The sequence below is a fragment of the Collinsella sp. LCP19S3_F2 genome, assembly GCF_052121015.1.
Lineage (GTDB): Bacteria > Actinomycetota > Coriobacteriia > Coriobacteriales > Coriobacteriaceae > Collinsella.
Map to the genome: position 1 here is coordinate 37,112 of NZ_JBQKFA010000003.1, position 11,221 is coordinate 48,332.

The following is an 11,221-nucleotide window of genomic DNA, read 5'->3' on the forward strand; positions in this document are numbered from 1 at the left end:
CGTGTCTCGTATCGGTAATAAGCCTGTCCAGATTCCCGCCGGAGTCGAAGTGGCAGTCAACGGCAACAACGTTGTCGTCAAGGGCCCCAAGGGCCAGCTCGAGCTCGATGTCTATGAGAAGCTCGCTATCAACATCGAGGACAACGTCCTCACCGTTTCCCGTCCCGACGACGAGCGTGAGACCCGTGCCCGCCACGGCCTCACCCGCGCCCTCATCCACAACATGGTTGTTGGCGTTTCCGAGGGCTTCGAGAAGAAGCTCGAGCTCGCCGGCGTCGGTTACCGCGTGCAGCAGAAGGGCAAGAACCTCGAGTTCTCCCTGGGCTTCTCGCACCCCGTGATCGTCGAGGCTCCCGAGGGTATCACCTTCGAGGTTCCCGACAACACCCACGTGAACGTCAAGGGTATCAACAAGCAGCAGGTCGGTCAGATCGCCGCTGAGATCCGCGGCCATCGTCCTCCCGAGCCTTACAAGGGCAAGGGTATCCACTACGTTGGCGAGCACATCCGCCGCAAGCTGGGTAAGGCCGCCAAGTAGTCGTAACCGACTCACTCGCATAAGACCAGCACCCCGTTAGGTGCTGGCAAGATCAACCTTTTTAGGAGTTTACGTATGAACAAGCATAAGGCGAAGCTGGAAGGCCTCAAGCGTCGTCAGCGTCGTGTTCGCGGCAAGATCTCGGGTACCGCCGAGCGTCCGCGTCTTCGCGTGACCCGTACCAACGCCAACATCTATGCCCAGATCATCGACGACAGCAAGGGCTCCAGCCTGACGCTCGTCTCTGCCTCGACCCTCGAGGCCGAGTTCAAGGGCACCCACACCTCGAACAAGGAGGCTGCGGAGAAGGTCGGTCAGCTCGTTGGCAAGCGTGCCATCGAGGCCGGCATCACCAAGGTCGCCTTCGATCGCGGTGGCCGTATCTACCATGGCCGCGTCAAGGCCCTCGCCGACGGTGCTCGTGCCGCCGGTCTCGAGTTCTAGGAGGTATGTAGCACATGGCTCGTAATCAGAAGCAGCAGCGCGAGGCCTCCGAGTTCGAGGAGCGCGTCGTTTACATCAACCGCGTGTCGAAGACCGTCAAGGGCGGTCGTCGCATGAGCCTCGTCGCTCTCGTCGTCGTTGGCGACGGCAAGGGCAACGTCGGCGTTGGCATGGGCAAGTCCGCTGAGGTGCCCATGGCCATCTCCAAGGCGTCTCTCGATGCCAAGAAGAACATGTTCCACGTGCCGGTGACCGAAGAGGGCACCATTCCGCACGAGGTTATCGGCCACTTTGGTGCCGGCCGCATCATCATCAAGCCCGCTGTCGAGGGTACCGGCGTTATCGCCGGCGGCGCTGTGCGTCCCCTCTTCGAGCTTGCTGGCATCAAGAACGTCCTGTCCAAGTCCCTCGGTACCGACAACGGCCTCAACATCATCAAGGCTGCCGTCGAGGGCCTCAAGGAGCTCTCCAGCCCTGAGGACGTCGCGGCTCGCCGTGGCCTGACGGTCTCCGAGATGTTCGTCGGTAAGGAGAACTAAGCATGGCTGACACCATCAAGATCAAGCAGGTCCGCAGCACCAACGGTTGCAAGCAGGACCAGGTCCGTACTGTCCGTGCCCTCGGTCTCCACAGGATCCGCGAGGTTCGCGAGATTACTGACAACGAGTCCGTCCGCGGCATGATCTTCAAGGTCAAGCACCTTGTCGAGATTGTAGAGGAGTAGCAAATGCAGCTTCACGATCTTACTCCCGCGCCCGGTTCCACCAAGAACCGCAAGCGCGTTGGCCGTGGCAATTCTTCGGGTCACGGCACCACTTCTGGCCGCGGCCAGAAGGGCCAGGGCTCTCGCTCTGGCGGCACCAAGGGTGCCGGCTTCGAGGGTGGCCAGACTCCGCTGGCTATGCGCCTGCCCAAGCTTCCGGGCTTCCGCAATCCCCGTCGTATCGAGTACACCGCTGTTAACGTTGAGCGTCTCGAGCGTAAGTTCGAGGATGGCGCTGTGATCGACGGTGCCGCTCTTAAGGCCGCTCGCATCACCAAGAGCGAGTTCGAGCCCGTCAAGGTGCTCGGCAATGGTGAGCTTACCAAGAAGTTCACGGTCAAGGTCGACAAGGTCAGCGCTTCTGCGCAGGCCAAGATCGAGGCCGCCGGCGGAAAGGTCGAGCTGCCGTGCTAAATGGTCTTAAGAATGCTTTCCGCATCAAAGAACTGCGCGAAAAGATTCTTTTTACCATAGCTATGCTCGTCGTGTACCGCATTGGTGCGCACGTTCCTGTGCCCGGCATTCCCTTCCAGGGGATGCTGGGCCTTTTCTCGACCGATAACAATTCGGTCGCCGCAGGTGCTATGGCCCTCCTGAATCTTTTCTCTGGCGGCGCGTTGAGCTATGTGTCGGTGTTTTCGCTGGGCATCATGCCTTACATCACCAGCTCGATCATCCTCCAGATGCTCCAGGCCGTTGTGCCTTCCCTGCATGAGCTTGCCCGCGAGGGCGAGGTCGGTCAGACCAAGATTACGCAGTATTCGCGTTACCTCACCCTGGCTCTGGCAATCCTCAACTCCGTGGGTTACCTCTTCCTCTTTAAGAGCTTCGGCATCAGCTTTAATGGCGCCGCCGCTCCCGAGATCATCTTCGACCTCATGATCGTCGGCACGCTCACCGCGGGCGCCATGCTGATCATGTGGATTGGTGAGCTCATTACCCAGCGCGGTATCGGCAATGGCATGTCGCTGATCATCTTTGCGAACATCATGGCCGGTCTACCGCAGGCGATCTTCTCCAGCACCGAGGGCAATGGCGGTGGCATCATCACTATGGTGATCATCTGCGCCATCATCCTGCTGGTTATCCCGCTGATTGTTTTCCTTGAGCGCGGCCAGCGCCGCATTCCGGTCTCCTACGCTAAGCGCGTCGTGGGCCGTCGCATGATGGGTGGCCAGACCACCTACCTGCCCATCAAGGTCAACACCGCGGGTGTCGTGCCGATCATCTTCGCTTCGGCGCTGCTGTACTTCCCGGCTCAGGTTGCCGTGTTCTTCCCCGGCATCGGCTGGATTCAGGCAGTTGCCTCTGCGCTTTCGACCGGTTGGCTCAACTGGGTGCTTAACGTTGTCCTCATCGTGTTCTTCGCGTACTTCTACACCTCCATGGTGTTCAATCCCGATGACACGGCCGACAACCTTAAGAAGCAGGGCGGCTTTATTCCGGGCGTTCGTCCGGGTAGGGCTACCGCGGCCTACATCAAGAACGCGCTCAACAAGATTACGCTTCCCAGCGCTGTCTTTTTGGCGCTCATCGCCATCGTGCCTTCGATCATCTTCTCCTTCACGGGCAATCAGCTGATCCAGGCATTTGGCGGCACGTCCATCCTCATCATGGTCGGCGTCGTGCTCGACACGGTCGACAAGCTCGAAGGCCAGATCAAGATGTATGATTACGATGGATTCTTTAAATAGGCTAGAGGAGGATTGCTCATGAACCTCGTATTGCTCGGAGCTCCGGGTGCCGGTAAGGGCACCGTTGCACAGGAGCTCGTCGCCGAGTTTGGCGTCGCCCACATCTCCACGGGCGACCTGCTGCGTGCTGCCGTCAAGGGTGGAACCGAGCTTGGTATTCAGGCTAAGAAGTACATGGACGCTGGCGAGCTCGTTCCCGACCAGCTCGTGATCGACCTTGTCAAGGAGCGCCTTGCCGCCGATGACGCCCAGCAGGGCTTCATCCTCGACGGCTTCCCGCGCAACACCGCCCAGGCTGTGACGCTCGATTCCGAGCTCTCCGCCATGGGTCGCGAGATCGACTGCGCCCTTCTGGTCGACGTGGCCCCCGAGGTCATCATCGATCGTCTGTCTTCGCGTCGCACCTGCCGCGCCTGCGGTTACACCGGCACTGCTGCCGATGTTGCCTGCCCCAAATGCGGCGGCGAGATGTATCAGCGCGACGACGATAAGCCCGAGACCATCAAGAACCGTCTCGACGTCTACGAGAAGTCCACGAGCCCGCTTGTCGATTACTATCGTGGCCAGGGTCTGCTCAAGTCGGTCAACGGTGACCAGGCTCGCGAGACCGTATACGGGGATGTCAAAGAGGCCCTCGGTCTATGATTAAGATTAAGTCTGCAACGCAAATCGAGCAGATGAAGAAGGCAGGAGCGCTATCTAAGATGGCGCTCCGCCACGTTGGAGCCATGGTGCGTCCCGGCGTTTCGACTTTTGAGCTCGATCAGCTCGCGGAGCAGATTATCCGCATGCATGGCGGCACCCCGGCCTTTAAGGGTTACGGCGGGTTCCCGGGGACCATTTGCGCATCGATCAACGATGCCGTGGTCCACGGTATTCCCAACCCCGATATGATCCTGCGCGATGGCGATATCATCTCCATCGATACGGGAGCCGTTGTTGACGGTTGGGTTGGCGATAACGCCTGGACGTTTTTCGTCGGCACCCCTACGCCCGAGGCCAAGGCCCTGTGCGAGGTTACGCGCGATTGCCTTAAGGCTGCCATTGAGCAGGCTGTTCCCGGTAACCATATCGGGGATGTTGGTTATGCCGTCCAGTCCCTCGCCGAGTCTCACGGTTATGGCGTGCTTCGTGACTATGTGGGCCATGGCATTGGCCGCGTGATGCACGAGGACCCCAACGTTCCTAACTATGGAAAGAAGGGGAGGGGCGTTCGCCTCCAGGCCGGTATGGTCATTGCCATCGAGCCGATGGTAACGATGGGTTCCAACCATGTGAGCACGGGCTCCGACGGTTGGATCGTCACTACCAACGACCACCTGCCCGCCGCGCACTACGAGAACACCGTCGCCATCACCAATGACGGTCCGGTGATTCTCACCACCGATGCGCAAGGATCCTGGTGCTCTCTCCAAGGCGGAGAAATGTAAAAGTCGCCGCCCCCTGATGCCCAACCTCGCCTTTCAATTTCGAAGGCATGACCCCAAGGTCTATGCCTTCTCATTTCAAGGCGATCTTGGGCATCAGGGAACGGCTTTGTTTTACATTTCAAATGTAACAAGTTCCACGTAGTTGTGGAGCCATTACGAAGTTATTACGATGCGTGTATACGTGTTGTAGAATACTCAATCGCTGTCGTTTTCTAGAGAAAGATGATTGCTTGTGAAGAAGGAAGACGCAATTGAGCTCGAGGGTACGGTAAAGGAACCGTTGCCTAATGCCATGTTTAAGGTCGAGCTCGAGAACGGTCATTCGGTTCTGTGCAACATTTCTGGCAAGATTCGAATGAATTACATCCGTATTCTCCCCGGTGACAGGGTTGTCGTGGAGCTTTCCCCGTACGACCTGACCCGCGGCCGCATCACCTATCGCTACAAATAGCGGCACGCATACACACACTCTATTTCCGACTGCAGGCTTAGCTCAACCTACGGTCGGATTGTGTGTGAAGACCAGCCATAGTTTTAAACGCCTGCGGCTGGGCGAGTAGATAGTAGGGAAGTAGTTTGAGCGCTACCGAAAGGAAGAACGATGAAGGTACGTCCTTCGGTCAAGAAGATGTGCGATAAGTGCAAAATCATTAGGCGCCATGGCAAGGTCCTCGTCATTTGCGAGAACCCCCGTCATAAGCAGCGTCAGGGTTAAGAGAGGAGACTACGTTGGCCCGTATTAATGGTGTCGACCTCCCGCGTGAGAAGCGCGTTGAGATCGGTCTGACCTACATTTACGGCATCGGCCGCACCACTGCGACGAAGATTTGCGTCGAGTGCAACGTTAACGTGGATACGCGTGTTAAGGACCTCACCGAGGATGAGGTTAACGCCATCCGCGAGTATATCGACAAGAACCAGATCATGGTTGAGGGTGACCTCCGCCGTGAGCGCAACCAGAACGTCAAGCGCCTTATGGACATCGGCTGCAACCGCGGCCTTCGTCACCGCAAGGGCCTCCCGGTCCGCGGCCAGCGCACCCACACTAACGCTCGTACCCGCAAGGGCCCGAAGCGTCAGATCGGTGCTAAGAAGAAGAAATAAGGAGCGCTAGATAGATGGCTACTGCTAAGAAGAACGTTCGCGCTGCCCGTCTGAAGCGCGCGGACCGTAAGAACATTTCCGTGGGCCAGGCTCACATCCGTTCTACGTTCAATAACACGATCGTTTCGATCACCGATCCCCAGGGCAACGTCATTTCCTGGAAGTCGGCTGGCCAGGTGGGCTTCAAGGGCTCCCGTAAGTCCACGCCGTTCGCTGCCCAGATGGCTGCCGAGGCTGCTGCCAAGCAGGCCATGGAGCACGGTATGAAGAAGGTTTCCGTCTTCGTCAAGGGCCCCGGCTCCGGTCGTGAGACCGCCATCCGCTCCCTCCAGGCTGCTGGCCTCGAGGTCTCGAGCATTCAGGACAAGACCCCCATCCCGCACAACGGCTGCCGCCCCAAGAAGCGTCGCCGCGTGTAACTGAAAGGATCGTATCAATATGGCAATCGACAGGACTCCTGTTCTTAAGCGCTGCCGTCAGCTCGGGATCGATCCCGCTGAGCTCGGTTACAGCAGCAAGAAGGAATCTATCCGTCAGCCCAAGCGCCGTCGCAAGGAATCTGAGTACGGCATGCAGCTGCGCGAGAAGCAGAAGGTCAAGTTCATCTATGGCGTTCTGGAGAAGCAGTTCCACGGCTACTTCAACAAGGCCCGTAAGATGAACGGCGTCACCGGTGAGAACCTCATGATCATCCTTGAGTCTCGCCTCGACAACGTTGTTTTCCGTCTTGGCTTCGCTCGCACCCGTAAAGAGGCTCGTCAGTCCGTCCGCCACGGTCACTTCACCGTGAACGGCAAGCGCGTGGACATCCCGTCCTACCGCGTCAAGGCCGGCGACGTCGTCGCTGTCGGCGAGAAGTTCCGTGACCTCCTCCCCATCAAGGAGGCTCTGATTTCCTCCGAGCGCTTTGAGGTCCCTGGCTGGCTTGAGGTCGATATCGAGAAGCTGTCTGGTAACGTGCTCGCTCTGCCGACGCGTGAGCAGATCAGCGGTGATATCAACGAGCAGCTCATCGTCGAGCTCTACTCTAAGTAGTCCATCCGGGCTGCTGAGGCTGGAGGTAATACATGTCAGAATTCATTAGGCCTCAGGTTCAGGTCGAAGAGATCAACGAGACGTCTGCTCGTGTCTCCGTCGAGCCGCTCGAGCGCGGTTACGGCGATACGCTGGGCAACTCCCTGCGTCGCGTTCTTCTGTCCTCGCTCGAGGGTGCCGCCGTCGAGGCTATTCAGATCGATGGTGCGCAGCACGAGTTCATGACCATCCCTAACATGGTCGAGGATGTCACTGACATCGTCCTGAATGTCAAGGGTCTTGTCTTCAGGGCTCTCGGCACGACCGACGAGGCGACCGCCACCATCTCGGTTGACGGCCCCTGCGAGGTCACCGGTGCGGACTTCTTTATTCCGTCCGAGTTTGAGTTGGTCAACCCCGAGCAGCACATCGCTACGCTCACCGAGGGTGGCCATCTCACCATGAGCATGCGCATCGGCTATGGCCGCGGCTATGTCTCTGGCGAGGCCAACAAGCGCGACAACGATCCCATCGGTGTGATCCACGTCGACTCGCTGTACTCGCCGGTATCCCGTTGCGCCAAGCTCGTTGAGGCTTGCCGTGTCGGTCAGCATACCGACTACGACCGCCTTGTCCTCGAGATCGAGACCAACGGCTCCATCGCCCCGCGCGACGCCGTGGTCCAGGCTGCCAATATCATCAACCAGCATATGGCTGCCTTTATGAACCTTGCCGAGACCCCCGAGGTCGAGGAGGAGGTTTCGATCTTCGCTCCCGAGGTCACCAACGACAACGCCGAGCTGGACAAGCAGATCGAGGATCTGGACCTTTCTGTCCGTTCCTACAACTGCCTTAAGCGTGCCAGCATTCACTCGGTCCGTCAGCTCGTTGAGTTCTCGGAGAATGATCTTCTGAACATCCGCAACTTCGGTGTTAAGTCGATCGAGGAAGTGAAGGACAAGCTTGAGTCCATGGGCCTGAGCCTGAAGGCTTAATGCTTCGCATATTTGAGGAGAAACTAGACCATGCGTCACAACGTTAAGAAGGGCCTGAAGCTCGGCACCGATGCGAGCCACACCAAGGCCATGAAGAAGAGCCTGGCCAAGGCCCTCTTCGAGAACGACCGCATCAAGACCACCGAGACCCGCGCTAAGGCGCTGCGTTCGGTTGTCGAGCCGATCATCACCTGGGCCAAGAAGGGCGACCTGCACTCTCGTCGTCTGGCTATCGCCAAGCTCGGCGATAAGCAGCTCGTTGCCGAGATCTTCGACAAGGCTGCTCAGGGCATGTGGCAGGATCGCAACGGCGGTTACACCCGCATCATGAAGCTCGGTAACCGTAAGGGCGACAACGCTCCCATCGTTATCATGGAGCTCGTCACCGAGCCTTGCACGCCCAAGGCCAAGAAGGCTGCTCCGGCCCCCAAGAAGGCCGCTGCTCCCAAGAAGGTCGAGGCTGTCGAGGAGACCGCTGCCGAGGAGGCTCCTGCTGAGGAGACCGCTGAGTAGACAATTCGTCTGCATAGGCTATATTCGAGGGGTACGTTCGCGTACCCCTCTTTTTTTGTCGCGATATCGTTGTTTGTTTGTTGGGAGCGCCCATGACCGCGCCGTCTGATTTCAATTTGACTCCAGAGCTCGATGCCACGTTGGTGTTTCGTGTTGCCTATGACGGCTCGTCCTATAGCGGATTTGCCGAGCAGCCGGGGCAGACGACGGTTGCCGGAGAGCTGCGTCTTGCCATAGAGACGCTCTTGCGCCGTTCAGTCGATTTGACGTGTGCCGGGCGCACCGATGCAGGGGTGCATGCGGTGGCCCAATACATCAGCGTGCCCGTTACGGACGCAGAGCTCGCTTTAACGCGCCGCAGGTGGCTGCGAGCTATGGATGCGCTGCTGCCCAAAGATATCGCCGTTAATGAGGTCTACAAGGCCCGTAAGGGCTTTTCTGCGCGTTTTGACGCACGTTCTCGGACCTATACCTACCGCATTGCCGATCGCGATGCGCGTCCGGTGCTATCGCGTGGTGCGGTATGGTGGCATCGTTATCCTTTGGACGTGGATGCGATGGCAGCCGCCTGCCCAGCGCTTTTGGGCGAACAGGACTTTAAGAGCTTTTGTAAGGTCGCTTCTGCCGTGGGCAAGCCAACGCATCGTTGCGTGATGCGTGCCGAGTTTGGCCACGAGGTCGCCTTTGGCGAGGATATCCTTACGTTTACCATCGAAGGCAATGCGTTTTTGCATTCGATGGTGCGCACCATCGTGGGAACGCTCGTCGAGATCGGCATGCATCGCCGCGATCCCGAGTGGATGCGCGAGGTGATTGACGCTTGCGATCGTACTGCTGCGGGTCCCACGGCGCCGGCGTGCGGCCTTACCTTTATGGGCGTAGATTATGACCCCACCGAGCTCGTCGCGCTCGAATAGGGGAGAAGCGAGAGCCATCTAAGTATGCTGCTCGTGTGGGCGAGCCGTGTGCAACATCTGTTCTTGGCGTGCAGCGCATCAGGCGACTCATTGCGTTTATTGCCGGGGTGTACCATGAACGGCAGTTGATTATTGCTGTCGAGAGGATGGATAACTTGCTTCGACGTGGCTCGCTTCCGCGACTTTCGGTGATCCTTGTTGTGGAGGGTTCGCCCAGCTACGCGATGCGCGCACTCGAAAGCGTCCAAAACCAAGACCTCTACGATATGCAGATTGTCGTTGCATGTCGCAACGCTGCGCCGGGCGTTCGTCATTCGCTCGATGTTGCCGCGGGCAGAGATATTCACATCGATTTGATAGACGTTGACGATCCGTCGAGCGGAGCTTGCCTTCGCGAGGGTTTTGCCGCTTCGCGCGGGGCCCACATTATCGCAATGAGCGCCGATGAGTGGTTTGCGCCGCACGCGTTTTTGGCAATGCTCGATGTCGCTTGTGAGACCTCGGCAGATATCGTATTTCCCTCGGTGTCGCTCGATCGCTACGATACGCATCGGGAACGCCATTCTCGTATGTTGGACGCGCAATCCATTGCCCTTGCCGACGATGGAGACCGGGCTTTAGGCCTGGCCAAGCTGGTCGAGAGCGGTCTGGTTTGTCAACATTCCGGCGTGATGTATGAACGCGCCCTGTTTGAGTTGTGTCTGCAGCATGCCGAGTCGTATCGTGCGATCGCCTTTTTGGCGCCTGCCCTTTCGCATGCGGAACGCGTATTTGGGTGCGCCGAAGCTTGTTTCCATACGGCCGCGCCATCGGTTGCGGATTCATTCGACCCCACCATGTTCTCGCGACTTTCCGATGACGCCAAGGCGCTTGAAGAGCTTTGCGTGCCATTTGACGCAATAGATGACGATAACCATCTAAAGCTGGCCTGCCAACGGTTTTACTATGGCCGCTTGGTTGCTTGTATCGAGAATTTGTGCCTGAGCCCCCATGGGGTGTCTTCAATTGAGCGCACGGCACGATTGCGTGATATGCTCAATGACGTGCGGACCCGCCAGATGGCGGTGGCCCTTAAGGGAGAGCGCCGAGGCCTTGGACTTTTGTTTGGGCCGATTGCCAACGTTAAGCCTATGCGCTGCGTTATGTATGCGCATCTGGCTGCTTTTTTGAACAGAACGGGCGCAAGGATAGCCTAGCTGCGTCATATTCGAAAATAATTTGCATATAATTGTTTCGAAATGCGTTCTTATTCACAAATAGCCTCAAATAGCGCTAAACTATTCAATCACTGATAGATTGTCTTCGCCATCTATGGAGTGAGGTTTTATATGGCTAAAAAACGCAACGGGCGCCAGGATGCCATCAGAGATATCGTGCGCAATAAAGACGTGCGTACGCAACGCGTGTTGGTGGACGAACTCCGCGCCATGGGCTTTGATTGCACGCAGGCGACGGTTTCGCGTGACATCGCCGATATGGGGCTGCGCAAACTGCCCGAGGGCATCTATGTTCTGGCTGAGGACCTGCACCTGCAGCGCATGGTCTCCGAGCTGGTTACCGGTGTGTTGCGCACCGACAACCTGGTTATGATTAAGGCTCAGCCCGGCACCGCCTCGGGCATTGCCGCGGCTGTCGATGCGGCCGAGCTGCCCGATGTGCTCGGATCGCTTGCCGGCAATGACACGATTTTGGTTATCGCTCAGACTGCCGAGGATGGCGAACGCCTCGAAGCGCTGATTAACAAGCTCAGTGCCGCGCGTAAATAGCTTTACGCGCGTAAACAACGCCAGCTAAGACGGTGGAAATACA

Annotated in this window: 18 protein-coding genes; all 18 read left to right on the forward strand. The window is 58.1% G+C overall.

The genetic code is table 11. The annotated features are described in order from the left end of the window. The first annotated feature begins 1 nt into the window (after nt 1). The 18 genes from rplF to ACTQX9_RS03380 all read left to right on the forward strand — a co-directional run bounded on the left by rplF (nt 2) and on the right by ACTQX9_RS03380 (nt 11,178). Nucleotides 2-538 (forward strand): 50S ribosomal protein L6, encoded by a 537-nt coding sequence (gene rplF / locus ACTQX9_RS03295; protein WP_370450587.1) that lies wholly within the window; start codon nt 2-4, stop codon nt 536-538. 75 nt (nt 539-613) lie between these two features. Further along, on the forward strand, nt 614-982 hold the full coding sequence (rplR, locus tag ACTQX9_RS03300) for a 50S ribosomal protein L18 (RefSeq protein ID WP_118270231.1): 369 nt from the start codon (nt 614-616) through the stop codon (nt 980-982). A gap of 14 nt (nt 983-996) precedes the next feature. Further along, nucleotides 997-1,521 carry a 30S ribosomal protein S5 gene (rpsE, locus tag ACTQX9_RS03305; protein WP_154516070.1) on the forward strand — a complete coding sequence of 175 codons (525 nt, stop codon included), beginning with the start codon at nt 997-999 and terminating at the stop codon, nt 1,519-1,521. 2 nt (nt 1,522-1,523) lie between these two features. After that, nucleotides 1,524-1,706, forward strand: a complete 183-nt coding sequence (gene rpmD / locus ACTQX9_RS03310; RefSeq protein WP_154516067.1) for a 50S ribosomal protein L30 — start codon at nt 1,524-1,526, stop codon at nt 1,704-1,706. A gap of 3 nt (nt 1,707-1,709) precedes the next feature. Next, nucleotides 1,710-2,159, forward strand: a complete 450-nt coding sequence (gene rplO, locus ACTQX9_RS03315) for a 50S ribosomal protein L15 (RefSeq protein WP_006235267.1) — start codon at nt 1,710-1,712, stop codon at nt 2,157-2,159. Further along, the gene (gene secY / locus ACTQX9_RS03320; RefSeq protein ID WP_370450586.1) at nt 2,153-3,439 is read left to right on the forward strand and encodes a preprotein translocase subunit SecY; all 1,287 of its coding nucleotides are present in this window, start codon (nt 2,153-2,155) and stop codon (nt 3,437-3,439) included. Before rplO ends, secY begins: the two co-directional genes overlap by 7 nt. Before the next feature lie 18 nt (nt 3,440-3,457). Further along, complete coding sequence (locus ACTQX9_RS03325; RefSeq protein ID WP_441540484.1) at nt 3,458-4,084, forward strand: adenylate kinase; 627 nt, start codon at nt 3,458-3,460, stop codon at nt 4,082-4,084. Beyond that, the gene (map, locus tag ACTQX9_RS03330; protein WP_329738298.1) at nt 4,081-4,869 is read left to right on the forward strand and encodes a type I methionyl aminopeptidase; all 789 of its coding nucleotides are present in this window, start codon (nt 4,081-4,083) and stop codon (nt 4,867-4,869) included. The genes ACTQX9_RS03325 and map overlap by 4 nt, the downstream gene beginning before the upstream one ends. Nucleotides 4,870-5,101: 232 nt before the next feature. Beyond that, nucleotides 5,102-5,320 carry a translation initiation factor IF-1 gene (infA, locus tag ACTQX9_RS03335; RefSeq protein WP_035137443.1) on the forward strand — a complete coding sequence of 73 codons (219 nt, stop codon included), beginning with the start codon at nt 5,102-5,104 and terminating at the stop codon, nt 5,318-5,320. Between the two features lie 150 nt (nt 5,321-5,470). Next, nucleotides 5,471-5,584 carry a 50S ribosomal protein L36 gene (gene rpmJ, locus ACTQX9_RS03340; protein ID WP_006363204.1) on the forward strand — a complete coding sequence of 38 codons (114 nt, stop codon included), beginning with the start codon at nt 5,471-5,473 and terminating at the stop codon, nt 5,582-5,584. Nucleotides 5,585-5,598: 14 nt separating this feature from the next. Further along, nucleotides 5,599-5,973: a 30S ribosomal protein S13 gene (rpsM, locus tag ACTQX9_RS03345; protein ID WP_154516058.1), complete on the forward strand. Its 375-nt coding sequence runs from the start codon at nt 5,599-5,601 to the stop codon at nt 5,971-5,973. 14 nt (nt 5,974-5,987) lie between these two features. Beyond that, nucleotides 5,988-6,392 (forward strand): 30S ribosomal protein S11, encoded by a 405-nt coding sequence (gene rpsK / locus ACTQX9_RS03350; protein ID WP_006235274.1) that lies wholly within the window; start codon nt 5,988-5,990, stop codon nt 6,390-6,392. A 19-nt stretch (nt 6,393-6,411) separates the two neighbouring features. Further along, a complete protein-coding gene (gene rpsD, locus ACTQX9_RS03355; protein ID WP_006235275.1) occupies nt 6,412-7,008 on the forward strand; it encodes a 30S ribosomal protein S4 in 597 nt (198 codons plus the stop codon). Nucleotides 7,009-7,040: 32 nt separating this feature from the next. Beyond that, nucleotides 7,041-7,982: a DNA-directed RNA polymerase subunit alpha gene (locus ACTQX9_RS03360; protein ID WP_154516055.1), complete on the forward strand. Its 942-nt coding sequence runs from the start codon at nt 7,041-7,043 to the stop codon at nt 7,980-7,982. Nucleotides 7,983-8,012: 30 nt separating this feature from the next. Beyond that, entirely contained in the window at nt 8,013-8,495 is a 483-nt protein-coding gene (gene rplQ / locus ACTQX9_RS03365; RefSeq protein WP_271742473.1) for a 50S ribosomal protein L17, read from the forward strand. Between the two features lie 92 nt (nt 8,496-8,587). Beyond that, a complete protein-coding gene (truA, locus tag ACTQX9_RS03370; protein ID WP_427717709.1) occupies nt 8,588-9,412 on the forward strand; it encodes a tRNA pseudouridine(38-40) synthase TruA in 825 nt (274 codons plus the stop codon). 146 nt (nt 9,413-9,558) lie between these two features. Next, nucleotides 9,559-10,608, forward strand: a complete 1,050-nt coding sequence (locus ACTQX9_RS03375) for a glycosyltransferase (protein ID WP_441540485.1) — start codon at nt 9,559-9,561, stop codon at nt 10,606-10,608. Between the two features lie 132 nt (nt 10,609-10,740). Continuing rightward, nucleotides 10,741-11,178 (forward strand): arginine repressor, encoded by a 438-nt coding sequence (locus tag ACTQX9_RS03380; protein WP_154516043.1) that lies wholly within the window; start codon nt 10,741-10,743, stop codon nt 11,176-11,178. Nucleotides 11,179-11,221: the final 43 nt, after the last annotated feature.

Excerpts from the sequence above, each read along its gene's own strand:
- rplR (WP_118270231.1), top strand. The coding sequence starts at position 614 with ATGAACAAGCATAAGGCGAAGCTGGAAGGCCTCAAGCGTCGTCAGCGT.
- rpsE (WP_154516070.1), top strand. The coding sequence starts at position 997 with ATGGCTCGTAATCAGAAGCAGCAGCGCGAGGCCTCCGAGTTCGAGGAG.
- rpmD (WP_154516067.1), top strand. The coding sequence starts at position 1,524 with ATGGCTGACACCATCAAGATCAAGCAGGTCCGCAGCACCAACGGTTGC.
- rplO (WP_006235267.1), top strand. The coding sequence starts at position 1,710 with ATGCAGCTTCACGATCTTACTCCCGCGCCCGGTTCCACCAAGAACCGC.
- ACTQX9_RS03325 (WP_441540484.1), top strand. The coding sequence starts at position 3,458 with ATGAACCTCGTATTGCTCGGAGCTCCGGGTGCCGGTAAGGGCACCGTT.
- map (WP_329738298.1), top strand. The coding sequence starts at position 4,081 with ATGATTAAGATTAAGTCTGCAACGCAAATCGAGCAGATGAAGAAGGCA.
- rpmJ (WP_006363204.1), top strand. The coding sequence starts at position 5,471 with ATGAAGGTACGTCCTTCGGTCAAGAAGATGTGCGATAAGTGCAAAATC.
- rpsK (WP_006235274.1), top strand. The coding sequence starts at position 5,988 with ATGGCTACTGCTAAGAAGAACGTTCGCGCTGCCCGTCTGAAGCGCGCG.
- rpsD (WP_006235275.1), top strand. The coding sequence starts at position 6,412 with ATGGCAATCGACAGGACTCCTGTTCTTAAGCGCTGCCGTCAGCTCGGG.
- ACTQX9_RS03360 (WP_154516055.1), top strand. The coding sequence starts at position 7,041 with ATGTCAGAATTCATTAGGCCTCAGGTTCAGGTCGAAGAGATCAACGAG.
- rplQ (WP_271742473.1), top strand. The coding sequence starts at position 8,013 with ATGCGTCACAACGTTAAGAAGGGCCTGAAGCTCGGCACCGATGCGAGC.
- truA (WP_427717709.1), top strand. The coding sequence starts at position 8,588 with ATGACCGCGCCGTCTGATTTCAATTTGACTCCAGAGCTCGATGCCACG.
- ACTQX9_RS03375 (WP_441540485.1), top strand. The coding sequence starts at position 9,559 with ATGGATAACTTGCTTCGACGTGGCTCGCTTCCGCGACTTTCGGTGATC.
- ACTQX9_RS03380 (WP_154516043.1), top strand. The coding sequence starts at position 10,741 with ATGGCTAAAAAACGCAACGGGCGCCAGGATGCCATCAGAGATATCGTG.